The organism is Ulvibacterium sp. (genome assembly GCF_965248315.1).
Taxonomy (GTDB): domain Bacteria; phylum Bacteroidota; class Bacteroidia; order Flavobacteriales; family Flavobacteriaceae; genus Ulvibacterium.
The window spans coordinates 758,287-782,796 of record NZ_CBDFIX010000002.1 but is presented as its reverse complement, the minus strand read 5'-3'; the positions used below and the strand labels follow the sequence as shown (position 1 = coordinate 782,796).

General features: G+C 43.3%; 20 protein-coding genes. 5 read left to right on the top strand and 15 right to left on the bottom strand.

The features are described from left to right. The first annotated feature begins 13 nt into the window (after positions 1–13). A complete protein-coding gene (locus tag ACP2AF_RS04855; protein ID WP_425235113.1) occupies positions 14–1,570 on the top strand; it encodes a sulfatase family protein in 1,557 nt (518 codons plus the stop codon). Positions 1,571–1,577: 7 nt separating this feature from the next. Here ACP2AF_RS04855 and ACP2AF_RS04850 read toward each other — a convergent pair whose 3' ends face one another. The 3 genes from ACP2AF_RS04850 to ACP2AF_RS04840 form a co-directional block, all read right to left on the bottom strand. After that, positions 1,578–3,710, bottom strand: coding sequence for a pyrroloquinoline quinone-dependent dehydrogenase (locus ACP2AF_RS04850; protein ID WP_425235112.1), 2,133 nt, complete (start codon positions 3,708–3,710; stop codon positions 1,578–1,580). Between the two features lie 114 nt (positions 3,711–3,824). Further along, positions 3,825–4,688: a fructosamine kinase family protein gene (locus ACP2AF_RS04845; protein WP_425235111.1), complete on the bottom strand. Its 864-nt coding sequence runs from the start codon at positions 4,686–4,688 to the stop codon at positions 3,825–3,827. Positions 4,689–4,719: 31 nt separating this feature from the next. Further along, entirely contained in the window at positions 4,720–5,820 is a 1,101-nt protein-coding gene (locus ACP2AF_RS04840; protein ID WP_425235110.1) for an SGNH/GDSL hydrolase family protein, read from the bottom strand. Between the two features lie 87 nt (positions 5,821–5,907). Between ACP2AF_RS04840 and ACP2AF_RS04835 the strand changes: the two genes are divergently transcribed. Beyond that, positions 5,908–7,056, top strand: a complete 1,149-nt coding sequence (locus ACP2AF_RS04835; RefSeq protein ID WP_425235109.1) for an acyltransferase family protein — start codon at positions 5,908–5,910, stop codon at positions 7,054–7,056. Between the two features lie 51 nt (positions 7,057–7,107). Next, positions 7,108–7,980 carry a 3-keto-disaccharide hydrolase gene (locus ACP2AF_RS04830; RefSeq protein ID WP_425235108.1) on the top strand — a complete coding sequence of 291 codons (873 nt, stop codon included), beginning with the start codon at positions 7,108–7,110 and terminating at the stop codon, positions 7,978–7,980. Between the two features lie 7 nt (positions 7,981–7,987). Here the strand turns inward: ACP2AF_RS04830 and ACP2AF_RS04825 are convergent, their stop codons facing one another. The 10 genes from ACP2AF_RS04825 to rnpA all read right to left on the bottom strand — a co-directional run bounded on the left by ACP2AF_RS04825 (position 7,988) and on the right by rnpA (position 17,735). Continuing rightward, positions 7,988–8,770 carry an SDR family NAD(P)-dependent oxidoreductase gene (locus ACP2AF_RS04825; protein ID WP_425235107.1) on the bottom strand — a complete coding sequence of 261 codons (783 nt, stop codon included), beginning with the start codon at positions 8,768–8,770 and terminating at the stop codon, positions 7,988–7,990. Continuing rightward, entirely contained in the window at positions 8,767–9,654 is an 888-nt protein-coding gene (locus ACP2AF_RS04820) for an SMP-30/gluconolactonase/LRE family protein (protein WP_425235106.1), read from the bottom strand. The genes ACP2AF_RS04825 and ACP2AF_RS04820 overlap by 4 nt, the downstream gene beginning before the upstream one ends. A gap of 14 nt (positions 9,655–9,668) precedes the next feature. Beyond that, complete coding sequence (locus ACP2AF_RS04815; protein WP_425235105.1) at positions 9,669–10,700, bottom strand: zinc-dependent alcohol dehydrogenase; 1,032 nt, start codon at positions 10,698–10,700, stop codon at positions 9,669–9,671. After that, complete coding sequence (locus ACP2AF_RS04810; protein WP_425235104.1) at positions 10,700–11,629, bottom strand: transketolase family protein; 930 nt, start codon at positions 11,627–11,629, stop codon at positions 10,700–10,702. Before ACP2AF_RS04810 ends, ACP2AF_RS04815 begins: the two co-directional genes overlap by 1 nt. A 69-nt stretch (positions 11,630–11,698) precedes the next feature. Further along, on the bottom strand, positions 11,699–12,517 hold the full coding sequence (locus ACP2AF_RS04805) for a transketolase (RefSeq protein WP_425235103.1): 819 nt from the start codon (positions 12,515–12,517) through the stop codon (positions 11,699–11,701). A gap of 34 nt (positions 12,518–12,551) precedes the next feature. After that, positions 12,552–13,673 carry a Gfo/Idh/MocA family protein gene (locus tag ACP2AF_RS04800; RefSeq protein WP_425235102.1) on the bottom strand — a complete coding sequence of 374 codons (1,122 nt, stop codon included), beginning with the start codon at positions 13,671–13,673 and terminating at the stop codon, positions 12,552–12,554. Then, on the bottom strand, positions 13,673–14,719 hold the full coding sequence (locus ACP2AF_RS04795) for a sugar phosphate isomerase/epimerase family protein (RefSeq protein WP_425238007.1): 1,047 nt from the start codon (positions 14,717–14,719) through the stop codon (positions 13,673–13,675). Before ACP2AF_RS04795 ends, ACP2AF_RS04800 begins: the two co-directional genes overlap by 1 nt. Before the next feature lie 173 nt (positions 14,720–14,892). Beyond that, positions 14,893–15,606 carry a 3-keto-disaccharide hydrolase gene (locus tag ACP2AF_RS04790; RefSeq protein ID WP_425235101.1) on the bottom strand — a complete coding sequence of 238 codons (714 nt, stop codon included), beginning with the start codon at positions 15,604–15,606 and terminating at the stop codon, positions 14,893–14,895. A gap of 130 nt (positions 15,607–15,736) precedes the next feature. Beyond that, positions 15,737–17,365 carry a S41 family peptidase gene (locus tag ACP2AF_RS04785; RefSeq protein ID WP_425235100.1) on the bottom strand — a complete coding sequence of 543 codons (1,629 nt, stop codon included), beginning with the start codon at positions 17,363–17,365 and terminating at the stop codon, positions 15,737–15,739. Continuing rightward, positions 17,358–17,735 carry a ribonuclease P protein component gene (gene rnpA / locus ACP2AF_RS04780; RefSeq protein ID WP_425235099.1) on the bottom strand — a complete coding sequence of 126 codons (378 nt, stop codon included), beginning with the start codon at positions 17,733–17,735 and terminating at the stop codon, positions 17,358–17,360. The genes ACP2AF_RS04785 and rnpA overlap by 8 nt, the downstream gene beginning before the upstream one ends. A gap of 137 nt (positions 17,736–17,872) precedes the next feature. On the opposite strand from rnpA, the gene ACP2AF_RS04775 reads away from it, so the two are divergent. Both ACP2AF_RS04775 and ACP2AF_RS04770 read left to right on the top strand, forming a co-directional pair. Continuing rightward, positions 17,873–19,723, top strand: coding sequence for a CBS domain-containing protein (locus tag ACP2AF_RS04775; protein WP_425235098.1), 1,851 nt, complete (start codon positions 17,873–17,875; stop codon positions 19,721–19,723). A 3-nt stretch (positions 19,724–19,726) separates the two neighbouring features. Next, positions 19,727–20,935, top strand: a complete 1,209-nt coding sequence (locus ACP2AF_RS04770) for a succinylglutamate desuccinylase/aspartoacylase family protein (RefSeq protein WP_425235097.1) — start codon at positions 19,727–19,729, stop codon at positions 20,933–20,935. Positions 20,936–20,986: 51 nt separating this feature from the next. On the opposite strand, the gene ACP2AF_RS04765 is transcribed toward ACP2AF_RS04770, so the two are convergent. Both ACP2AF_RS04765 and ACP2AF_RS04760 read right to left on the bottom strand, forming a co-directional pair. After that, positions 20,987–22,870, bottom strand: coding sequence for a M1 family metallopeptidase (locus tag ACP2AF_RS04765; protein WP_425235096.1), 1,884 nt, complete (start codon positions 22,868–22,870; stop codon positions 20,987–20,989). Next, entirely contained in the window at positions 22,867–24,498 is a 1,632-nt protein-coding gene (locus ACP2AF_RS04760) for a S8 family peptidase (RefSeq protein WP_425235095.1), read from the bottom strand. Before ACP2AF_RS04760 ends, ACP2AF_RS04765 begins: the two co-directional genes overlap by 4 nt. Positions 24,499–24,510: the final 12 nt, after the last annotated feature.

The window sequence follows — 24,510 nt, the reverse complement described above, 5'->3', positions numbered from 1 at the left end:
GTTAACAAACCTTATGAAATTGACAATCCCTACCGTAAGTAAGTTTTTGGGAATCGTTTTGGTTCTCGGAATGGCAGTACTGTCTTTCGGAGCAGCTTTTCCTACAAAGGAGAAAGTGGAAACACCCCCGTCAAAACCAAATATTCTTTTTTTGATTGCCGATGATTGGTCCTATCCACATGCTGGGGCTTATGGTAATTCGGTTGTCCGCACACCCACATTCGATTTTTTGGCAAGCGCGGGAGCAGTTTTTGAAAACGCCCATTGTGCCGCACCCTCCTGTTCTCCTTCGCGGGCTAGTATTTTGTTGGGAAGATACCCCCACCAATTGGAAAGTGCCGGTAATCTGTGGTCCGTAATTCCAGACAAATTTACCAATTGGATGTCGTTGTTAAAAGAATCCGGATACCTCACGGGAAAGAGTCGCAAAGGCTGGGGACCAGGAGATTTTAAAGCAGGGGGATATGAACACAATCCCGCGGGGAAGGATTATCCCGACTTTAGGACTTTCTTGAAGGACAAAAAGAACAATCAACCTTTCGCCTATTGGTTCGGCAGCAGTGATCCGCACCGGGTTTATGAAACGAATACCGGAGTAAGATCAGGAATGGATCAAGAGAGGGTTAATGTTCCAGGATTTTTGCCCGATACGCCTTGCGTGCGAAATGACATCCTTGATTACTATTTTGAAGCGGAACGTTTTGACCGGGAATCGGGAAACATCATCAACATATTGGAGCAACAAGGTTTATTGGACGACACCATTATCGTTATGACCAGTGATAACGGAATGCCCTTCCCCCGAGCGAAGGCAACGCTATATGATTACGGTACGAGGATGCCATTAGCAATGTATTGGAAAGATCATATAGAAGGCGGAAAACGTATTGGCGATTTTATGAACTTTATCGATTTTGGCCCTACTTTTTTAGAGGCCGCTGGATTGGATATCCCTAAGACGTTTAGTGGAAATAGCTTGTTGGAACTTTTTGAAAAGGGAAACACTACAAAATCCGACCGAAGTAAAGTCTTTTTGGAACGGGAACGACACGCCAATGTTCGCAAGGGGGATTTGAGCTATCCATCACGGGCAATTCGCACCAAGGATTTTCTATACATCAAGAATTTTGAACCTGATCGTTGGCCTGCAGGAGACCCGGAAGTACATCAGTCCGTAGGGCAGTATGGGGATGTGGACAATTCCATTTCCAAATTCCAGATTATGGCTATGGAAGGAAAACCATCAGACCAAGACTATTTTCAATTGGCTTTTGGCAAACGTCCCATGGAAGAATTATATGTATTGGCCGATGACCCCTATAATTTAAAAAATGAAATCGAAAACCCGAAATACAAAAAGGTGAGAAACGAATTGAGCAAAGAACTCAAAAACTGGATGGAGCAAACCAACGATTTAAGGGCCAAGGAACCTCAGACCGCCTATTGGGATAATGTATTGTACACCCCGGATTACCAAATGGAAAACTATGATTTAGACGAAAAGATCGGCGCATACCGGATGTTGGTACGGAATAGGGGCACATTTAAGGAGTCCCCATGCATTAACTAATCTTAAATCACTTTAAAGCAAAGGCTATAATCTGATTTCCTTTTTCTGTTCCCAATTTTTCGCCCCCACAAGCAATGGCGATGTACTGCTTTCCATTTACCTCATACATGGCAGGCGTTGCAAAAGCCGCTGCGGGCAGTTTGTATTCCCAAAGCAATTCCCCGGTATATTTATTAAATACCCTAAAATACCCGTCTCGGGTAGCTCCGATAAATAAAAGTCCGTTTTCGGTTACAATTGGGCCGCCATAGTTTTCAGTACCGGTACCAATTCCTTCATCCCCTAATTCTGGTGTATTGCCAAAGGGAATGGACCAAATAAAATCCCCTGTATTTAGGTCAATGGCATGCATAGTGCCCCAGGGAGGAGCTATCGCCGGCAACCCATTACTGTCTAAGAATTTATTATAGCCTGCATGTTTGTAGGGAATAGCAATGGAATCTTTTTGGTCAGATTCCTCGGCAACGCTATGTTGTACTTCCTCATCAAATAGAAATCGCAGAAGTGCATCCATTTCTTCCTTTGGAATCTGTGGGAAGCCCGTCATCATGCCCTTACCCTGAGTAACAATAGTGGAAACTTCATTTTTTTCCTTTCGTAATTGCAGGTCGATTAATGATGGAAAACCACTGGCCACCACACCTTTTCTATCAGCCTGATGACATGTTATGCAATATTTGTTATATACGCCTTGACCTAAAGGCAATCCGGCATAGTCATTTTTAGCAATGCCCATTTGTAGCATACGAGGCATTTCGTTCGAATTTACATAGAGAATCCCATCTTTGGGATCGGCGCCCGCTCCTCCCCATTCAGCGGCCCCATCATAACCTGGCAATAGAATTGTGGGCTCCAAACTTGGAGGGGCGTAGATGCGTTTATCAGCCGTTCTTAAAAGCTCCCGCAGTTCCTCCTGGTTTTCCGCGTAGGGGCTTACACTGTTCTCGGACAGTTCTGTAGATTGACGTGCAAAGGGCTTTGGTTTTATGGGAAAAGGTTGGGTAGGCCAAGTTTCCTCACCTTCTAAGGTTGAGGTGGGCACGGGTCGTTCCTCAATATCGAATAAAGGCTCGCCCGTCATTCGATTAAAAACATAGACGTAACCTTGTTTTGTTACTTGGGCCACGGCCGGAATCTTTTTACCGTTACGTTCCACCATCAAAAGGTTGGGTGGAGCAGGAGGGTCACGATCCCAGATATCATGATGTGTAAATTGAAAATGCCAGATACGCTCGCCCGTATCGCCATCCAGGGCCACCAAACTATTAGCGTATAGATTGCTCCCTTTTCGAACACCACCATAAAAGTCGGGAGCTGCCGATCCCGTAGGCACATAAATGATTCCTTCCTCCTCGTCCACGGCCATACCAGACCAGTTGTTGGCGGCACCAACAAGCGGACTCTTCCTCGGGTCTTCATCTCCCCAGGAATCATAACCTTCTTCATCCGCTTGGGGAATGGTATGAAACACCCATTCCACGGATCCGGTAATTACATTAAAAGCCATAACATCCCCTGGAGGAGCACCCGGACCTTCGGATAATCTAAGAGGCATCACAATAATATCCTTATAAATGGTTCCTGGGGTATTGGAAATTACAAATTTGCTTCGGTCGGACTCTGGTAAACCAGTACGCATATCTACCTTACCGTTATCTCCAAAAGTCGGAATCGGTTGTCCTGTTAAGGCATTCAAGGCATATAAATCCGAACCACGGGTATATAAAATACGCTTGTCCCCTCCTTTCTCCCAATAGGAAACACCTCGGCTTGTGGAATGCCACACTTTTACGGAATCTCCAAATTGCCATATTTCCTCGCCCGTAGCGGCATGTAGGGCTACTACCCGCATGGCTGCCGTCACCCCATATAAAATCGTATCCGCAACGATGGGATTCATTTGCATCTGGCCCCAATCAGCCGCTTCATAGGACCAGGCAACCCCTAGGGTTTTTATGTTTTCCAGTGTAATCTGTGATAGGGTGGAGTAGTGGCTCCGTCCGGGATCTCCCAAATAAGAAGACCATGTTACGTATTGTTTATCGGATGAGCCTCTTTTTTCAGAAGGCTCACAACTTGTAAAAAGAACCAATGGTATAGTAATTATGGAAAAGAGGGAACAAAGAAGTTTGGATGGCATGGATTAACAGGGATTAGTTTTTCTAAAAATACGGAAAAACAAAATAATTTCAATCCTCCATGGATTATTGCTATGCCCATTTATCAAATTACTAACGTGGCCGTACTTGATGTACTAGAAATAACGTTTTAAAATGGACCGCACCGACCCATAGTACGATCTACCGAACAAATTTAGATGGACAAGCAAATAATAAAGTTGATATATATCTGTGCGTTCGCTCTCAAAAGGCTCCTTGGGAAAATGTTCCCCATAGGCATGGTAAAAGGAGGAATCAAATCCACCGAACAATCGGGTCATGGCAATATCCACTTCATTATGGCCATAGTAGATGGCGGGATCTATCAAATAGGGTCTCCCGCCTTGTGAAACGAGATAGTTTCCACCCCAAAGATCACCATGTAACAGAGCTGGTTCGGTTTTTGGGAAAAGGTTTTTGCAAGTAACGGAAAGTTGCGATTCGGATGGAATATCCGATACGCCAAGCCGCTTGTTGACCATTGCCATTTTAATCTGGGGGAGGAGACGTTCATGAATATAAAATTCGGGCCAATTGGAACACTGGTTATTTTCTTGAGGAAGGCTTCCGATAAAGTTGTTGGTCTCCCATCCGTAGAAATCGGATTTTGAAAACTGATGTAACATCGCCAATTGATGCCCTAATTGCTCCATCTCCGTTTGGGAAGCCCTACCGGGTTTGATGTATTCCATAATCAAGAAAGCACCTTTTTCTAAAGGCTCACAGAGTAGGACATTGGGTGTGGCTATAACCTGGGTATTGGAAATTGCCTCTAAACCAACCTTTTCTGCTACGAACATTTTGTAGGCATTATCGTCATGATTCACTTTACAAAAGAAATGCTCGTTTTCCGTTTCCAAGAGATAGGCTTGCGAGATATCGCCACCTGAAAGTGAATGGATCTTTTCAATGCTTATGCAGAGCAGATATTCAATATGGGCTTTTAACGATTTTTGCAATTATTCCAGGTTTTGGTCATTGTGGTTTAGACTATTTATTACTTATCCCAATGTCTTTGATTTTCTTTTCATAGGCCTTTGCGTATTGTTCCATCCCCAAATCGGTCGGATGCGTACCATCAACAAAGGCGTCATTGGAAAGATTCAATTCTTCCTTCGTCAGCATGTAAAGATTCAGAACCCCTTTGTTTTGAAGGGTCATGTAAGTTTCTTCCACCCAAAGGTTTAGAGTTTTGTAGACTGATGCTCTTTTACTTTCCATGATACCATCGGAATACCCCATATGCTGTACCAATACAATTGGGGTCTTGGAATGTTTTTCCCGAAGGGACAAGATACTGTTGCGAATTCGTTTCTGGATTTCCTCCTTGGTGTTTTCCTCCCCTGGGCGCAGATTGGGTAGACAATCCAGAACGTAAACCGAGGCATCAATTTCATTGATCAGGTCTATGACCTCAGGTTCCAAACGCCCGTTTCCGGAAAAGCCTAGGTTTACCACGGGGTAATCCAGCCTGCGTGCCAAAATGTTGGTCCAGGCCATTCCAGGCCGGGAAGCACATGCTCCTTGGGCGATGGAGGTACCATAGACGACTATCGGCTTTTCCAATCTTACCGGAAGGATTTTAAAGGAACTCCCTTTTTGTACACCGATTTTTAGATTCTTTACAGCATTGTAAAGGGGCAAAAGCAACTGATGTTCGTGCATAGCGTGTGACAAGGCATCCAAGGCAAAATCATATTGAATGATGTCATCAAATTTTCTTCGGCCCCTTACCCATAGCCAAGTTCCTTTGGCTTTCACATACATATCCACGCCACTGACCCCAGTTGCAGGCATATGGTTCATGGCCAGGTTGCCATCCACTTGGTAGCGAACAGAAATGGAATCGGCATCCGTTTCAAAACGCACTCCCAATCCAGCTGTATGTTTGGAGAGCCCCCAAACTTTGTTACGCACTGTTTTTTCTGCCTTATCGGGCAGACGATGGTAGACCATATTTTCCCAACCTTGCCCTTCCAAACGATTTATGGACTCCAAGGGATCATACCAGATATAATCATCATGCTTTTGAGAGGAAACAGCTGTTAGGACAAAGGCAAGGATTGTAGTGCATAGCAAGCGATTTTTCATCTAAGAGTTCTTCTATTTGCAATTTCTAAGATAGAGATAAAAGCCATAAACGGAAATCATTTGGAGCAGGTTTTCAACAAAGGGATCATGGAATTATTGACTATATTGTATGTCCATAAAAACCAACCGATGTCACAATTTGCCGAAAATGTATCAAAACGTCTCTTCTCATTGGATGTTTTTAGAGGGCTTACCATGTTTCTTTTAATCGCCGAGGCTGCAGGCTTCCATCATAGTTTTGTGGAACTTACGGAGGGCACCGCTTTTTCCGGTCTTGCCCATCAATTGGAGCATCATCCATGGAACGGTCTTCGGTTTTGGGATTTAATTCAACCTTTTTTTATGTTTATTGTGGGGGTGGCCATGCCATTTTCCCTAAGGAAACGATTGGCTTCAGGAAGCCGTGGTGCCGTAAACAGGCATATCTTTAGACGCTGCTTTTTATTGTTCAGTTTCGGGGCATTATTGCATTGTGTTTATGCACATGCCCTAGTTTGGGAGCTTTGGAACGTTTTGGTGCAATTGTCTTTTACCATTTTAATAGCCTATGCCATTATGCATCTTCCACATAGGTTACAAATTGGCATATCGATTTTGCTGTTGATCCTGACCGAAGTATTGTATCGTGTATATAATCTGTCAGCTCCGTATGCCCAGGGTCATGATAGTTTCGGTTCCTTTGTGGATATGCTGGTGATGGGCAAAACAAACGGAGGCTACTGGGTTTTTGTGAATTTTATCCCGACGGCGGCACATACAATTTGGGGTGTAATCTGCGGGCAGGTACTACTGTCCAAAATTCCTGAAAAGGAAAAAATAAAAGCTTTTTTGATATTTGGAACGGCTATTCTCATTTTGGGATTTGCCTTGGATTGGCTCAATATTACCCCTATAATAAAACGTATCGCCACCTCTTCCTTTACTTTGGCCTCCGGTGGGTTCGCCATTCTCATCTTGACCCTTTTTTATTGGGCTATTGATGTGAAGGATAACGATAAAAAGTGGCTGAGGATTTTTTCGGTGGTGGGGACCAATTCCATTTTCATTTATCTATTTGCAGAAACTGTGGGCCATCAATGGTTTCGCGATTTTGGAAAAATATGGACGGAAGGCCTCTTAAGTCCTTTAGGAGTATCCCAAAATTGGATTATGGTAATCAATGCTATATTCGTTCTTTTTATCTTCTGGTATCTCACTTATTTTCTGGATAAAAAGAAGGTGTATTTTAAGATATGATGATATGGCAGCAAAATTTTTTATACCAACAAGAATATCAAAACATATGTAATGACCCATCATATTTCAAGTATCTCCTGTTTGCTTTTTAGTTTTTTTCTATTTACTTCCTGTGCCTCACAAAAGATGGCAACTTCTGATGAAGACTGGAAAACCCTATTCAATGGGAAAAATTTGAAGGGCTGGACTACGAAGATCCATCACTATGAGGTAGGGGACAACCATGGCGACACCTTTCGTGTAGAGGATAGCATTATAAAAGTGCGTTATGACCAATATGAAGGGGATTTCAATGACCGTTTTGGACACTTGTATTATGATACGCCCTACTCGTATTTTCATTTACGGCTCGATTATCGCTTTGTAGGGGAACTTCACCCCGGAGCACCTGATTATACCTTGAAGAATAGTGGTGTAATGTACCATTCGCAGAATCCTAGGACAATGCTTAAGGAACAAAACTGGCCCATTTCCGTAGAGATGCAATTCTTGGCAGGTATAGAAGTTGGGCAATCCAGACCTACGGGCAATATGTGCTCGCCAGGTACCGAAGTGATTTTTGAAGGGGAACGCTACCCCGGGCATTGTATCAGTTCCAGTTCCGAAACTTATTATGGCGATCAATGGGTAAGGGCAGAACTTATTGTACTTGGGGATTCCTTGGTTACCCATATGATTAATGGCGAAAAGGTATTGGAATATACCCGACCTCAGATAGGAGGTGGGGTGGTGGAGGGATTTGATCCGAAAATAAAGAAGGATGGACAGCTTTTAAAGGAAGGTCTTATTGCTTTGCAAAGCGAGGGCCAACCTATTGATTTTAAAAATATCAAGATAAAGAATTTAAAAGGGTGTATAGATCCGAAGGCCAAGAATTTTGGGAAACACTATATTAAGGCGGACAATAAAAAATGTGTGTATTAAATTTGATTTAGCACAGGTCTTCGGGATACTTACCGGCCGTCATCCAACCACCATCTACGTTTATCGTTAGGCCATTGATATGGGAAGCTTCATCCGAAAGGAGAAAAAGGCAGGTTTTTGCAATATCCTCCGGAGTTCCTACGCGACCATTTGGATTCAGCTGGGACCAAGTCCCTTCATAGTCGGGTTCTTCTTCCTTGGTCCGTTCCGTTAAGGTGGCCCCAGGAGCTACGGTGTTTATCAGAATGCGATGTTCCGCGAGCTCATAGGCCAAGTTAATGGCCATCATGCGCAGGGCGGCTTTGGTCATGGCATAGGTGGTCAAATGGCGATAGGCCCTTATCCCCACTTGGGACGACATCAAAACAACTTTACCACCTGTCCCTTGTTTGATCATTTCCTTGGCCGCGCGTTGAACCAAGAAGAAGGCGCCCTGCATATTGAGACGAGTTACCTTTTGAAAAGATTCCGGTGTAAAGTCCAAAAAATCCCCGAAAAGCGTAATGCCTGCATTTGGTACTATAAAATCTATTTTTCCGAATCGCTCTATGGTAAAATCAACCATTTCATTTATAAAGGCAATATCTCCAGCATCACCGGGAAATGGAAGGCAGCTATAGGGGTATTTGGCATTAATTTTGTCCGAAGCGGCCTGGGCCTTATCTTCATCGATATCATTTAGGATAATCCTTGCATCTGCCGCGGCCAAAAGCTCTACAATGGCACGGCCAATGCCCTCACCTGCTCCGGTCACAATGGCTATTTTATTTCGTAAACCCGAATATTTCATGTGCTGTCCTTAAAATAGCTGATGGGCGTACCCTTAACTTGGGATTCATATACAAAAAGCCCGCCGCTTAAAGGAAAATTTTCCAATTGACTTTGGGAAAGCCCGCTTCTTGCCGTAGTAATATACAGAGTTTTTAAATCATTTCCACCAAAACAACAGGAAGTTACATGGGGGGCGTCAACTTCTACCGTTTCCAATACCTTGCCGGTATTTGGATTCCATCTACGAATGCAATTCCCGCCCCAATGGGCGATCCAAAGCATATCTTCGGCATCTATACTCATGCCATCCGGCCCACCAAAATCTGGGGGAATAGAAAAGGCAACCTGTTTGTTCCTGATTTCACTGGTTGCAATATCATAGTCGTATCGCCAAACTTCATATGTGCTGGTATCAATATAATAAAATGATTTTTGATTGGATGTCCATGCCATACCGTTGGAAATGGAAGTATCTGCGATATGTTGGGTAGTATTCATTTTAGTATCCACCCGATAAAAGTTACCCATTTTGGGAGTAGCTTTTTTATGCATACTCCCTATCCAAAAATTACCATTAGGGTCTACCTTGCCATCGTTATAGCGCATTGCGGGATTCGAATTTTTGAGTACAGGAAGTCTAATCAACTTTTCGTTGGTCAAATCAAAAGTAGCCAATCCGTATTCCAGAGCTAAGAGCACAGTTCCATTATCGATGGGGACCGCTGCTCCCAACATTCCATCGAAAGTCCATTGTCTGTGCTGCTGCTTCCTTGGGATAAATAGATGTAGGACATTCCCCTCGATATCCACCCAGAGTAAATGCTGTTTTTTCCAATCCCAAACGGGACCCTCTCCCAAAATGGATTTGGTATCCAGCAATAAGTCGGCTTTAGAAATTTTCATAGCAGATTTTAATATTAGGAGGGATATAGCAATATTTTTAGCGATTTCTTTTGTTCCATCAAGTCAAACCCTTTTTGCCAATCACTGAGCGGCATACGGTGAGAAATAGTATCTTCGAAATTAATGTTTCCTTGATTAATGATTTCTACCGCCCGATCCCATGTGGCTCGGGTATAGCCTACAGAACCTTTGATGTTCAATTGTCGAAAGGCCGTCAAATCAAAAGGGATGGTAATTTCTTTGCCAAAATGGCCCACTTGCACGTATTGGCCCAATGGCCTTAAGGCAGTAAGGCAATTGGCCACAGAACCTTGGGCCCCGGCAGTTTCAAAGGCAATGTCAACCCCTTTTCTTTTGGTCTCCTGTTGTATAACTTCCTGCAAGTCCTCAACATCGACCATTACGGTAGCATGTGCGCCCCACTCCAAAGCGGTTTTTAGTTTATGCTCGTCCTCACGAGTCCCCGCAACAATGGTTTTTAAACCTTGGGCCAATAACAATTTCAACAAGAGCATCCCGATAGGGCCGGGACCGGAGAGCAGAACGGTATCCCCGAATTGCACATTGGCGATTTCGCCCACGGCGTGTACGGCAACGGCAAAAGGTTCTACTAAAGCCGACACATCATCGCTTACATGGGTTGCCGTGGCATATAATTGATCCGGACGTGCAGCTACATATTTAGTGAAGGCACCATTAACACCATGTCCCATACCGCGTCTGGTCCTACAGAACATAAAGTCACCGCTATGGCAATACTCACAATCATTGCAAACAACAGTAAGGGCTCCAAGCACACTAAAGCGCCCCCCGAGATCGATACCATCGGTATTAGGCCCTTTTTCAACGACCCGTCCGGAAAACTCATGGCCCAAGATTACGGGAGGGTAGTTTTTAAAAGTGTCATGGTAGACGTGTAGATCTGTTCCACATACACCACAAGAATTCACTTCTAGAACCACTTTGCCCTTTTCCACTTTTGGGTCCGGCATATACTGGAGGCGAACATTGCCTTGACCTTTGTCATACTTTACAAGTGCTTCCATTACTCAAGAATTTTAAGTGCTTTTTCTACAATATCTTTCGCCCTTAGGCCATACAGGTCCATCAATTCTTGACTTTGACCTGATTCTCCAAAAGTATCCATTACACCTATACGATGCACGGGGCAGGGGTGGTTTTCCGCAACAACACCGGCAACCGCTTCACCTAAGCCTGCCAAGATGGAATGTTCCTCTGCGGTTACAATGCCCTTGGTTTCTTGGGCCGCCTGGATAATGGCGGACTCGTCCAAAGGCTTAACGGTATGCATATGTAGCACTCTTGTAGAATACCCTTTCTTTTCGAGTAAATCGGCAGCTTTTAATCCCTCGCTTACCATAATTCCTGTGGTGACTATAGTGATATCCGACCCCTCCCGTAATAATTTTGCCTTTCCAATTTCAAAATCTTCGTGAATCTCGGGAACTACTGGATATTTATCCCGTCCGAAACGAAGATATACGGGACCATGCATAGTTGCAGCGGCATGGGTGGCCAATCGAGATTCTTCGTAATCCCCAGGAACGATTACGGTCATATTGGGTAATGTCCTAGCCATTCCGATATCTTCATTGGATTGATGTGAAGCACCATCGCCTCCAGTAGTGATTCCACAATGTGTTACCCCGATTTTGACATTCAACTTGGGGTAGGCTATACTGCTGCGCATCTGGTCTCCCGCCCTACAGGTGGCAAACACCCCAAAGGTCGAGGCAAATGGAACAAAACCTTCCAATGCCAGGCCCGCGGCTGCGGAGAGCATATTCTGCTCTTGAACGCCACAATTAAAAAAACGATCAGGAAATGCAGCCTCAAATTGTTCGGTCAAAGTGGCTTTGGCTACATCTGCGTCCAGCACCAATACCTTTTCGTTCTTCTTGCCAAGTTCTATGAGGGCATCGGCATAACCTTGTCTTGTTTGTTTGTATTCCATGTTTTAATTTACTCAGTAACTCGTGTATTGTGATATTTTTTAAGATTTGGAATTTGGAATTTCTTCAATCTATCCCAACTCCAGCAATGCTCTTTCAAAATCATCTTTCGCGGGAGGTTTTCCATGCCATTCGGCCTTACCTTCCATAAAGGACACCCCTTTACCTTTAGTGGTGTTTGCAATTATCATTACAGGCTTATCCTCTTTTTTTGCCTTTTCAATGGTATCGGTGATTTCCTCAAAATCATGCCCGTCGATTTCGAAAACTTTCCATCCAAAACTTTCCCATTTGGGCACCAAAGGATCTAGGGGCATTACTTTTTCGGAATATCCATCGGTTTGCAAATAATTACGATCTACAAACCCGATAACATTGTTCAACTTATATTTGTTGGCGAACATGGCCGCTTCCCAAACCTGCCCTTCCTGGATTTCACCATCTCCGCAGAGGATGTAATAATATTGGTCTTGCTTTTTAAGTTTGGCTCCCAAAGCCATACCTACTCCGGTAGAAATACCGATACCCAGTGTTCCTGTACAGGCATCTATTCCGGGTGTTTTGGGTTGATAAGGGTGACCCTGGAGATGACTCCCCGGACGACGGAACTCCAGTAAATCCTCTTTGGGGAAATAGCCACAATCCGCCAATACAGCGTAAATTACCGGAGTACAATGCCCTTTGGAAAGGATAAAACGATCGCGTTCCTCCCATTCGGGATTTTTCGGGTCGTGTTGCATAACATGGTAATACAGGGCGGTAAGGATATCCGTAGCGCCAAGACTACCCCCTACATGCCCGCTGTTGGCCCGATGTACCATGGATACAATTTCCTTACGGATTTCACGGGCCTTGTTTTTAAGGAGTTCATGTTTTTTTGGATCTAGCATAGATGTAATTTCTAGTTTTAAGGCCTCTGGAAAATCATAGGGTTATCCACTTTTCATCTTGAGCCGATTTGACCACGGCATCTAGCACTTCTTGGCATTTGAGCCCGTCATAAAAACTGGGTGCCACAGGTTTATTTTGGGCAATGCCGTCAATCAACTTGGAAAATTGGTGTACGAAGGTATGTTCCCACCCGATGATATGTCCTGGGGGCCACCAGGCATCAATATAAGGATGACTATTTTCTGTAACCAAAATGTTTTTAAAGCCCTGCTCTTCCTTGGAATCGTTCAAGGAAAAATACTGAAGCTCGTTCAATCGTTCCAGATTGAAAATGAGACTGCCCTCACTCCCGAAAATTTCGAGCCCCATATAGTTCTTCCGCCCGTTGGCAAAACGTGTTGCATTGAAGGAGCCTACCGCTCCATTTTGAAATCGGGCCATAAATAAAGTGGCGTCATCTGCCGTTACCGTACCTATACCCTTCCCGTTGGCCAAGGGCCGCTCCTTTATGAATACCTTTTGGAGTCCCGTAACGGCCTCGAACTCTCCTAAGAGAAACCTGGCCAAGTCGACGATATGAGCGTTCATATCCCCATGGGCACCAGATCCGGTAGTTTTTATATCGTGCCGCCAAACCATGGGGAATTTTGGATCTACCAGCCAGTCTTGAAGGTAAACCGCATTGAAATGGTGTATTTTTCCCAATTTCCCATTGCTGATCAACTCTTTTGCGAGGGACAGAGCAGGTAAAAAGCGGTAATTGAAAATCATCATGTGTACGATTCCTGCCATTTCGGCCTCCTCGTACATTCGCTTGGCCTCCTCCACATTTAGGGCCATGGGCTTTTCGCACAACACATGTTTTCTGGCCTTTATGGCTCCCAAAGCGACGGGAGCATGTAGATTATTAGGGGCACAGATATCCACTAGATCTACTGCATCGTTCTGTACCAGCTGCTTCCAGTCAGGCTCCTGGTTTTTCCACCCATACTTCCGGGAAAATTCAGCAAGTTGTTTTTCATTGATGCTAGAGGCGGTATGTAAAACGGGAGTACCTTGTAAGTCAAAAAAATGGGGTAACCGTAAATATCCATTTGAATGGGCCTTGCCCATAAATTGAGTTCCAACGATACCGATGTTGATTTCCTTTGCCATTAAATACCTAAAATAGTTTTGTTGAGGTCTTTATCTGTTTCACTTTTTGCAAAATCATCAAACGAACGTTTGGAAGACTGAATCATGTGTTCTTTGATAAAGGGGGCTCCCTCCTTTGCCCCTTGCTCAGAACTTTTCACACAACATTCCCATTCCATAATGGCCCAACCATCAAACCCGTTCAAACTTAGTAAAGTGAAGATATGCTTAAAATCCACTTGGCCGTCCCCTAATGAACGAAACCGCCCGGCACGCTGTTTCCAATCCTGATACCCTCCATAAACGCCCGTCATACCATCGGGCAAAAACTCGGCATCCTTGACGTGAAAAGCCTTAATTCGATCCTTAAAGATTTTAATAAAATCAATATAATCCAATTGCTGTAGCACAAAATGACTGGCATCATAAGTAAGACAGGCAGAGGGGTGTCCTTTAGTTTCTTCCAGAAACCGCTGATAGGTGGCACCATCATAAAGATCTGAACCTGGATGTAGCTCATACCCGAAAGTAATGCCATTTTCGTTTGCAAAATCGAGGATAGGCAACCACCTTTTGGTCAATTCCTCAAAAGCATCATCTATAAGGCCCGCCGAGCGTTGGGGCCATGGATAGATGTAGGGCCAAGCCAGGCCACCGGACATTACGGAAATGTTGGTCGTACCAAAATGAAGCGAAGCCTGAACGGTTTTTTTCAATTGCTCTGTTGCCCAAGTCACACATTCCTTGGCATTTAATCCTTTGGGATAGAACCCTTGAAATAATTTTTGATAGGCTGGATGCATGGCCAGCACCTGCCCTTGGAGATAAGAAGCCAATTCACAGATTGAAAGCCCTTTTTCGTTTAGCTTGCCTACATATTCATCTGCATAGGTTTTGGACGCGGCGGCATTATCCAAATTGAACAAACGCTTGTCCCAAGTTGGAATTTGGACGCCTTTATATCCCAAATCCGATGCCCATTGCGCCATACCTTCAATGGTGTTAAAAGGAGGGGTGTCATCCGCAAATTGGGCCAAAAAAATTCCAGGTCCTTGCATATAGGCAATTTACCTAGAAGTTACGGAATTTGGAAATACGATTTTGTCGGAAATACAACGGATTATTAGGAACGTTATGAATGTGACAGGCGGGAATCTGGTGCCAAAGGGAAATGGCCTAAAATAATTTTGAAAGCAAAGCAAAGTCTTGAAACTCCCCTTAACCGTATTTAAGAAAACGGCTAAAGTTCTTTTATACGGATATTGCGATAATAAACCCTTTGGCCATGGTGTTGAAGCATAATATGCCCTTCTTTATCCGAGTGAAAGTCCGGGTTTTCCTTAAACTTACTTTGTGAAAGCAACGCTCTCATTTCCAGGCTGTTCATTTCGAATTCAACCACTTTGTTTCCATTGAGCCAATGCGCTACATAACCATCCTTATGCAATAATTTGGCCTGATTGAACTGTCCAATGGGCTTTAATTTCTTGTTTTCTGGTGCTATCAGATCATAGACTGCTCCTGCGGAACGGACAGCCAACGTATCATAAAAATGTTGATCGTCCAAGACCTGTAGCTCAAAATTGTCCAACCAATTGGGACTATTTCCGTTATTCGATTCCATGGATAGGTCCTCCTGCATATGAAAGAAAACACCGGAGTTGGCTGCTGTATCCACCGCCCATTCATACTCCAATTCAAAATCCTTGTATCGTTTCCTTGTAATTAAATCCCTGTTGGGCACATCAGGATTGGCAATTAACACCCCATTTTCCACATTCCAAACACCCTTTGGAAATTTTTTTATCCCATAACCTCGAAAAGCATCCGTGGTGGTGCCATCAAAAAGCACGACCCAATCGGTTTCAGTTTCGGTAGTGTTTTTTGATTTTTTGGAATTGTTACAGGAAACCAACAGCAGTGTAACAAGGGCAAAGCATATCGTCTTTTTCATTTTGATCAAAATTCTAATCAATGTTGACTACTTCAAAAGTAGCTACCATTAATATATTGAATTGTTTGGACCCAAACATCATTTTTAGCGTATTAAACGTGAAATACCGCGGTGAACATTTGTTCACTTCTTATTCTAAAATACTGCGATATTTGTCTTTATTTCCCAATAATTCCGTTGCCGCCAAAATAGCTTCATCGTGACTTAGATAATAATCGTACAGCCCTTCGCGATAGAAATAGCGCTTTATAATCTCATCCTCCAATTTCTTCTGGATTTCATTTTGAAAGGTCTCCAAAGCCGCAATTTTACTTTTTTCAATATCTACCAAAAGTGTTTTGAAGTCGTTCTCTATGGTAGTATTGTAAACTGTCTCTTCACGGTCGGTCATAGCTCCTTTCAACACTTTTTCCGTTTTGGTCTCAAAGGAGAAGTCACTTTGTTCTACGTAATTCTTAAAAGCTTGGTAATCGGAACCGGAAAAGGTAAACGCATTCACATTGTCTACTTTGTTTTTGTAGTAATAATCAGTGGCAAAGTCAAAGATGACATTGTTACCTAAAAGGGCGGAGGTAAGTTCATTGGCTTTGGTGGCTGCAATCTCTACATCGGGCATTACACCGCCCCCGTCCTTTACCTTGCGGCCGTTGCGTGTAGTAAATTCATTGAAGGTGGTATTCCTCACGGCATTACCGGCCTCGTCCCGGTTCCAGTAATCCAAGGATTGGATGCACCTTCCGGAAGGGGTGTAATAGCGGCTTATGGTCACTTTTAACTGCGTGCCATAGGTCAATTTCAATGGACGTTGTACCAAGCCTTTACCAAAACTTCGGGCACCCATGATGACGGCCCTATCCAAATCCTGTAACCCTCCGGAAACAATTTCGCTCGCAGAGGCACTGCTGCCATCTACCAGGACCGCCAACGGAATTTCGGCATCTACAGGTTTGTTCTTCGTTTTGTATTCCCGGTTGAATTTTTTCACTTTGCTTTTTGTGGTTACAATGAGTTCACCCTTGTCCACAAAAAGGTTGGTTACATTAATGGCTTCGGAAAGCAGTCCACCAGGATTACCTCTAAGGTCCAAAATAATTTTTTCTGCGCCTTTGTCCTTTAAATCAATTAAGGCTTCTTTTGTTTGAGCTGATGCCTTAGCGTTAAACTTGGCCAGAACAATATAACCGGTTTTATCATCAACCATTTTGTGAAAAGGTACGGCATCTACTTCTACGGCCCCTCTTTCTATGGTAGCGGTCAAGGTTTCTCCCTGTCTTTTATAGGTTACCTTAACGGAAGTGTTGTTTGCCCCCTTTAGAAGCTCACTGGCATTGTCATCAAAGTCCGCAACAGTGATGTCGCCAATCTTTACGATTTCATCACCGGCCTTAAGACCTGCCTTATCCGCAGGATAACCCTTGTAAGGTTCAACCACCAATAACTTGTCCTTATACGAACGCACCAAAGCCCCAATACCGGAATACTCCCCTGCATTGTTAATTTTAAAGGCTTCCACGTCCTGCTCGTTTAGGAATTTGGTATAAGGATCCAGTTCGTCCAACATATTTTTGATGGCCGTATCCATCAATTCTGCCGGATTGGTTTCGTCCACGTAGTTCATGTTCAACTCCTTGAACAGGGTGGTAAAAATTTCTATTTGTTTCGCGATTTCGAAGAAGTCGCTTTTAAAACTGCTTCCCGAAACCAAAATAACCACGGCCAATACCGGGATCAGGATTTTCTTTTTCATCAATTTATTCATCGATAATTGTATTGTTAAATTTTTGAAGTATTGTCCGTATACTTTGTTCTACCGTTTTATAATTCGGCATTTCTTTACCAAGGTATAAAAATAGAAACGCAAAGTTTCCCTCACTATTGTTAAAAACAATGGCTTTGTTCAACCTGTAGGCTTCCCGTAGCAATCGTTTTATTCGATTGCGCTTAACAGCGCTTTTGAAGCTCCTTTTAGGGACGGCCACTGCCGTTTGGATTTTGGCATCATTGGGTAATTCCGTTTTAAGATAAATTAATTTTACCGGGTATTTGGTAATAGTCTTACCTTGAGCAAACAAGATATCGAACAATTTCCTGCTTTTTAGCTTTTCTTTTTTTGGGAATGCGAAGGACATAATCCTGTAAATGTAAAAAGAAAATTTACAGTCTATAATTTTATGACATTTGTCATACCCAAGGGTAGGAAAGGGTCTTATATTGTACTACTTTTACTTATTTGTGCGGCTATGTTGCACGCCTAAAATATATACTAATGGGAGAATTACAGGTAGAAAAATTATTGGGAAACCCCGATAAAATTCAGTACATAAATCAATTGATAAAGGATATTCATGCTTTGGAGAAGCTTTTGGAAAATAACTCCTTTGAAAAAAACGTAACCCGAATAGGCGTTGAACAGGAATTTTGTTTGGTCAACAAGCATTGGGAGCCGTCCGATAAAGCCCTGGAAATATTAAAAGAACTGGACAACAACTATTTTACTTCTGAACTCGCCCTATACAATCTGGAAATAAATTTAGACCCCTTGGAACTAAAGGGCGCCTGTTTTTCCGAGCTACATCAAAATCTGAAGACACATTTGGAAAAGGTTAAAACGGTTGCGGAAAAGTACGGTAACAAAGTGATGCTGACCGGCATTTTACCCACTATTGAAACCCAACATCTTCAGCTGGAGTATATGACCCCCCTAAAAAGATATAAGGTGCTCAATGAGGCCATAAAGGACATTCGCAATGACGATATAGAACTTCATATCAAAGGGGTGGATGAACTGAACCTCAAGCACGATTCCATACTTTATGAAGGGTGCAATACCAGTTTTCAGGCTCATTTGCAGATAGACCCTGACGATTTTGCGAACACATACAATTGGGCGCAGGCCATTGCAGGTCCGGTGCTGTCCATTTGCACCAATTCCCCATTGCTAATGGGCCGAGAGCTTTGGGAGGAGACCCGGATTGCACTTTTTGCCCAGAGCGTGGATACGAGGGCCAGTACATTTATCTTAAACGAAAAGGAGGCTAGAGTAGGTTTTGGAAACGACTGGGCCAAGGGTTCCGTTGCCGACTTTTTTAAGGACTCTGTCATCCGATTTAGAAGTCTTTTGACCACCTCCTTTGAGTCCGATAGTCTTGCCGAGATCGAGGCCGGCGAAGTGCCCAGACTTAGGGCTCTAAAGTTGCATAATGGCACGGTTTATAAATGGAACCGATTATGTTATGGCACCAATGAGGGATTACCGCACATCCGTATTGAGAATAGATATTTACCGTCCGGACCTACCACAGAAGATGAAATCGCCAATATGATGCTCTGGGCGGGACTAATGATGGGAAGGCCTAAGACATTTGATGATATTCACACCAAGATGGACTTTAAGGATGTAAAGGGCAATTTTTTCAATGCTGCCCGATATGGAATGGCCGCTCAGTTTTATTGGGACGGGGAGCGGATATCTAGTCATGACCTGTTATTGGATCACCTATTGCCCATGGCTTTTAGGGGACTTTACAGTATGAAAGTTGAACCTGCGGACGCGGAGCGTTACCTTTCCGTAATCGAAAGGAGGATACGCTCCAAAAATGGTTCCCGATGGATGGTAGAGGGATTTCGAAAATTGAAGAAAGATTATAAGACTCCCGATGCCCTAAAGATACTAACGGCCACCATGTACGAACGGCAAGAGAAAGGATACGACATTGATGCGTGGCAACTTCCTCGTGGAGATGAATATAGAACCCGAAAGAAAAATAGGACAGTTGGGGATATTATGAGTACCAAGATAATCACCGCCCAACAGAGCGATAGTGCTGAGCTGGTGCTTCGAATGATGCAATGGAAGAATATTCACCACGTCCCGATTTTAGATCCGAATATGGATATATGTGGATTGTTGACCTGGACAGATGTGGGACACTTTCTTGATGAGCCGGAGAAACTTGAAGAACGGATAGAAAGTATTATGGAGCGCGATTTGATTACGACCACTGCGGATACCCCGCTAAAGGAGGCAAAAAAAACGATCAAATCCAACCAAATTAATTGCCTACCCGTGGTTAAGGGCAAAAAATTAATCGGTATTATAACATCCAATGATTTATAATCAATGATTCAAGTCCTTAAACCGGAACATAATATTAAGACAAAAAGGATTATTGGCCATATTGAAGGAGAGGAAAAAGGACCTACTCTTTTATTTTTTGGTGGTATACATGGTAATGAACATTCCGGAGTTCTTGCACTGGAGCATGTTTTCCAAAAATTGGATAAGGAATCGTTCCGCATCAAGGGCAATTTGTTTGGTATCCGGGGCAATATTCCAGCGTTGCTTAGTGAAAAACGATACATTGAGAGCGATTTGAACCGAATGTGGATCAAATCTAAAATCCTTAAGATTCAGCAAAAACAGAAAGCGGAACGGACAATCGAGGAGAAGGAGCTCTTAAAGGTATTGGAGGTAGTTTCCGATATTCTCCTTGCCAAGACCCCTCCCTTTTATTTTGTGGACCTCCATACCACCTCTAGTAAGACCCTTCCCTTCATTACTATCAATGATGCCCTGATTAACAGAAAGTTTTCGAGACTTTTTCCAGTTCCGATTATCCTGGGTATAGAGGAATATTTGGAAGGCCCCCTTCTGAGCTATATCAATGAAAAAGGCTATGTTTCGTTGGGTTTTGAATCAGGGCAACACAACGAGTTGAATGCCATAAAAAACAGTATTTCCTTTCTTTGGCTTTCCTTGGTATTCAGTGGGTCCTTACATAGGGATGCTGTACCGGATTTCGAGGAGCATTTTAGGCAATTACAAAAAAGTGCTCGAAACAACACGGATTTTTATGAGGTAATACATCGACATGCCATACGTAAAGCGAATGGATTTCACATGAAAAAGGGGTTTCAAAGCTTTGAAGAAGTGCCCAAAGGAACACTTTTGGCCAAGGAAGGGGAACGGGAATTAAAGGCTATTAAGGATACTATTGTTTTTATGCCCCTTTATCAGGAACAGGGGGAGGAAGGCTTTTTTCTTATCCGTAAGATTCCAAAATGGGCCATGGCCTGGTCCGCCTTTTTGCGAAGAATACAGATGCAGGCATTTTTGACCTACTTACCCGGTATTTCTTGGAAAGATGAACAAAAACAAATTCTTCTGGTAAACCTTAAAGTAGCTAAATTTTTGACCAAACCCTTTTTTCATCTTCTAGGATATCGCAATAGGACATTGGACAAAAACCGTATTCTTATGCAGAACAGGGAGCGCACGGCTAAAAATGAAATCTACAGGAACGAATGGTGGTATAAAACTATGGGATAGCATCAAAACTTTGTACTATCCCATGCTTCAGGTCAAGGCTATGCATTTATTCTAGGGGGCATCGGCCGTCCAAACATTGTTTTCGCCATTTACATCCGCCATCAATTGTGATGGGTCTATCATAACTCCCTTGATAGAAGAGATTGGCTTGTCGATGGTGAATTCATAGGTCGGAAAGGCCCAAGGCCAATCTGGGAGAACGTTTCGATTCAGATGGGCATAGGGATTTTCTTTTTCACCCCGCATGATTCTAAGAGGGGCATAGAATGTTTCTTGTGTTTCGTCTGTATACACGACTAGAATATCCAAAGGCATAGGCATATTGCCGATGCGCTCCAGAATTATTTTGGCCTTTCCATCCTCCTCGGTTACACCTTTTATGCCATAGTCGATGGTATTCGTTGTTTGCGTCCAGTCTGTTAAATACCAATCTAGTTCTATACCCGATACTTTTTCGGCTGTTCTTTTGATATCATTGGGAAACGGATGCTTAAATTTAAAATCAGTATAAAATCTTCGAATCGTTTCCATCAATTTATCCTGTCCGATAATATACCCCAATTGGGACAAGAATACGGAGCCCTTACTGTAGGCAGAAATGCCATAAGCATAGTTAATGTCATATCGGTCGGCATGGGTAGTCTGTGGTTGCTCCTTACCGGACAGGGCCAAGCCGTAATATCCGTTATATGAGTCTTGAAGCGGATTTTCTTTTTTTGGGCCCAAGATTTCATTCATGCACAAGGTTGAAATAAAAGTGGTAAAGCCCTCGTCCATCCACTCGTATTTGGACTCATTTGTGGCCAATGCATGTTGAAACCAGGAATGTGCCAACTCATGTGTCATAACCCCTACCAGGCTTCCAAATGCACGTTTCCCCGTTATTAAGGTGCACATGGCATATTCCATACCTCCATCACCACCTTGTACTACGGAATACTGATTGTAGGGATATGCCCCGATATTTTTATTGTAAAAATCCATGGCCTCTGCAGTTTTGGACTGTAGCTTTTTCCAATTTTCGAGGATTTCATTATCATTTTTGTAAAGGAAATGCAGCGTTGGCCCATTTTCCATTGGGAGGATGTCATGAATATAATCTGGATCGGCCGCCCAGGTAAAATCATGGACCATGGGTGCCTTAAAATGCCAAGTAAGTGTTTTGCCTTTTGTTCTGTGCACCTTTGTGCCGGGCGCTTCATAACCATGGCCTATTTCCTGGGGATTCTGTAAATATCCTGTTCCCCCTACTACGAAGTCCTTATCGATGGTCAGTTTAACATCAAAATCGCCCCAAACCCCATGAAACTCCCGTGAGATGTATGGATCGGCGTGCCAGCCTTCAAAATCGTACTCCGCCATTTTGGGATACCATTGGCTCATGGAGAGGGCCACACCCTCTTTACTATTTCTTCCCGCACGTCGAATCATGACGGGAATCTGACCTTCGAATTCCATTTCAAAAGTCGTCTTCTTACCCGGGAAGACAGGTTTGACCAAATCTACCTCCAAAATAGTCCCTTCCTCTTTATGCCCTACCTCGGCCCCATCCTGCTTTAACGATACCGCGTGTAAATAACCCATTTCACTTTCGGAAAGCGTTGCAATACGGCTTTTTTTATCTGTTGTGGTCATTCTACCATCTGGATCTTTGATGTTTTGAAGACGTATATCCATTTCACTTCCTGGCTGAAAAGCATTGAAATATAAATGGTAGTAAACCCTATTTAGGGTATCGGGAGAATTATTGGTGTACACCAGTTTTTGGGTGCCGGAATATTGGTAGTTTTCCACGTCCATAGCCACATCCATGGCATAATCCACATGCTGCTGCCAATAGCATGACGAATTCTGAGCGAGTGCAAAACTTCCGGGAAGAATTAGAAAGAAAAGTAAACCAATCAGCCGCTCCTTTTTATTCACTGGTCGTCTCATAGATTAATTTTTCCCTTGGAAACCCCTTCGGCCATAATTAAGGCATTGTAGGCGTTCGCAATTTTTCCTGAGGTTGAAATTTCCTCCAGTTTGCCCGATTTCTCATTATCTCCACCAAGAATTACAGCTGTTTTTACGGGAAGGCCGGACTCCAGAATGATATTTTTTACTTGACCGGCCTTCAATTTCGGATATCTGGACCGAATCAAAGCTGCAATACCTGCCACGGCGGGAGCGGCCATTGAAGTACCCCCGTTGAAATCATACTCGTTGTTTGGCATGGTAGAGTATATTTTACCTCCTGGGGCAAAAATGTCTACATTGCTTTTGCCATAATTGGAAAAAGAAGCCACCATTTCTGAACCGTATTCGGGATTCAGTGCACCCACCGTAATCATATTATCCGCCATTTCGGGGCCATTCCCGATTTGATCATTGGGATAGTTAGGATTGCTTGGGTTATCCAAATCGGCACCGTCGTTGCCCGCGGCATGTACGATCAGCACGTCGTTTTGTGCTGCATATTTTATGGCGTCATATACCCAGTCGACCTTTGGTGAAAAAGACTTTCCAAAACTGGCATTTATGATTTTGGCCCCGTTATCCACAGCATACCGTATGGCCAAGGCAATATCCTTGTCGTACTCATCACCATTGGGCACGGCCCTAACACTCATGAGCTGTACATTGTTGGCTACCCCGTTTACCCCTTTTCCATTGTTGCGTTCCGCTGCAATGATTCCGGCCACATGGGTACCATGGCTTTCATCTTCCGCCCTATTTTGTGGATTTCCATTTCCATAGCCACGATCATTAATGTTGTATGGATTATCACCTACTACTACTCTTCCGTTAAAATCCTTGTTTAGGTTATGATTTACCTGATCTGTAAAATGCTTTATGCCGTCCTGTAACTCTTCCATTACATCTGGGATACTATCCCCATAATTAAACATTTGCATAAGGATGCCCACACTTTGTTTTAGGGTCTCGTCTTCTGTTTTTATGGCTACAACATCCTTTTTTGTATAGGTGCTTTTGTTCAAATGTTTTTTTATGGCCTCATCGGAGTTTTTCACTGCCTGGAAAATCTGTTCATAGCGCTGTTTGTTTCCCAAGGCTTCTTGGTATTCCCCATCCAATTTGGTTTTGGCTTTGGCCTGTAGATCGGGGCCACCAATTTTGAGCCTGAGGATACGGGCAAACTCCAATTGTTCATCATAGGATTCACCTAAAAAGTTATATCCGTGAATATCGTCTATATAGCCATTGTTATCGTCATCTTTGCCATTTCCCGGTCTTTCACCCGTGTTCACCCAAAGAACATCATCCAGATCCTCATGCTTTAAATCCATTCCCGAGTCCACAACGGCCACAATTACCGTCTTCCCTTTCTTATTTCTGATGATTTCTTCATAAGCTTTGTCCACACTCATGCCCGGAATGGTATCCGTGACAAGATCTGCATGGCCCCAAGTCTTTTTTTCCTGTTCGGAAAGCTCCGAAATCTTAAGAGGTATGGTATCTATATTTTCGATCGGCGTGGATACCATATTGGTGGCGCCACAGCCCATAATTAAGGTTGCCAGTGAAAACCCTAAAATGGATTTTGAAAAATTAATAGTCATATATTTAATTTA

Bases quoted from the DNA above. Each gene is read 5' to 3' on its own strand.
- ACP2AF_RS04850 (WP_425235112.1), bottom strand. From the start codon at position 3,710: ATGCCATCCAAACTTCTTTGTTCCCTCTTTTCCATAATTACTATACCA.
- ACP2AF_RS04820 (WP_425235106.1), bottom strand. From the start codon at position 9,654: ATGAAAATTTCTAAAGCCGACTTATTGCTGGATACCAAATCCATTTTG.
- rnpA (WP_425235099.1), bottom strand. From the start codon at position 17,735: ATGTCCTTCGCATTCCCAAAAAAAGAAAAGCTAAAAAGCAGGAAATTG.
- ACP2AF_RS04830 (WP_425235108.1), top strand. From the start codon at position 7,108: ATGACCCATCATATTTCAAGTATCTCCTGTTTGCTTTTTAGTTTTTTT.
- ACP2AF_RS04760 (WP_425235095.1), bottom strand. From the start codon at position 24,498: ATGACTATTAATTTTTCAAAATCCATTTTAGGGTTTTCACTGGCAACC.
- ACP2AF_RS04835 (WP_425235109.1), top strand. From the start codon at position 5,908: ATGGAATTATTGACTATATTGTATGTCCATAAAAACCAACCGATGTCA.
- ACP2AF_RS04770 (WP_425235097.1), top strand. From the start codon at position 19,727: ATGATTCAAGTCCTTAAACCGGAACATAATATTAAGACAAAAAGGATT.
- ACP2AF_RS04805 (WP_425235103.1), bottom strand. From the start codon at position 12,517: ATGCTAGATCCAAAAAAACATGAACTCCTTAAAAACAAGGCCCGTGAA.
- ACP2AF_RS04785 (WP_425235100.1), bottom strand. From the start codon at position 17,365: ATGAATAAATTGATGAAAAAGAAAATCCTGATCCCGGTATTGGCCGTG.
- ACP2AF_RS04825 (WP_425235107.1), bottom strand. From the start codon at position 8,770: ATGAAATATTCGGGTTTACGAAATAAAATAGCCATTGTGACCGGAGCA.
- ACP2AF_RS04810 (WP_425235104.1), bottom strand. From the start codon at position 11,629: ATGGAATACAAACAAACAAGACAAGGTTATGCCGATGCCCTCATAGAA.
- ACP2AF_RS04765 (WP_425235096.1), bottom strand. From the start codon at position 22,870: ATGAGACGACCAGTGAATAAAAAGGAGCGGCTGATTGGTTTACTTTTC.
- ACP2AF_RS04840 (WP_425235110.1), bottom strand. From the start codon at position 5,820: ATGAAAAATCGCTTGCTATGCACTACAATCCTTGCCTTTGTCCTAACA.
- ACP2AF_RS04800 (WP_425235102.1), bottom strand. From the start codon at position 13,673: ATGGCAAAGGAAATCAACATCGGTATCGTTGGAACTCAATTTATGGGC.
- ACP2AF_RS04855 (WP_425235113.1), top strand. From the start codon at position 14: ATGAAATTGACAATCCCTACCGTAAGTAAGTTTTTGGGAATCGTTTTG.
- ACP2AF_RS04775 (WP_425235098.1), top strand. From the start codon at position 17,873: ATGGGAGAATTACAGGTAGAAAAATTATTGGGAAACCCCGATAAAATT.
- ACP2AF_RS04790 (WP_425235101.1), bottom strand. From the start codon at position 15,606: ATGAAAAAGACGATATGCTTTGCCCTTGTTACACTGCTGTTGGTTTCC.
- ACP2AF_RS04815 (WP_425235105.1), bottom strand. From the start codon at position 10,700: ATGGAAGCACTTGTAAAGTATGACAAAGGTCAAGGCAATGTTCGCCTC.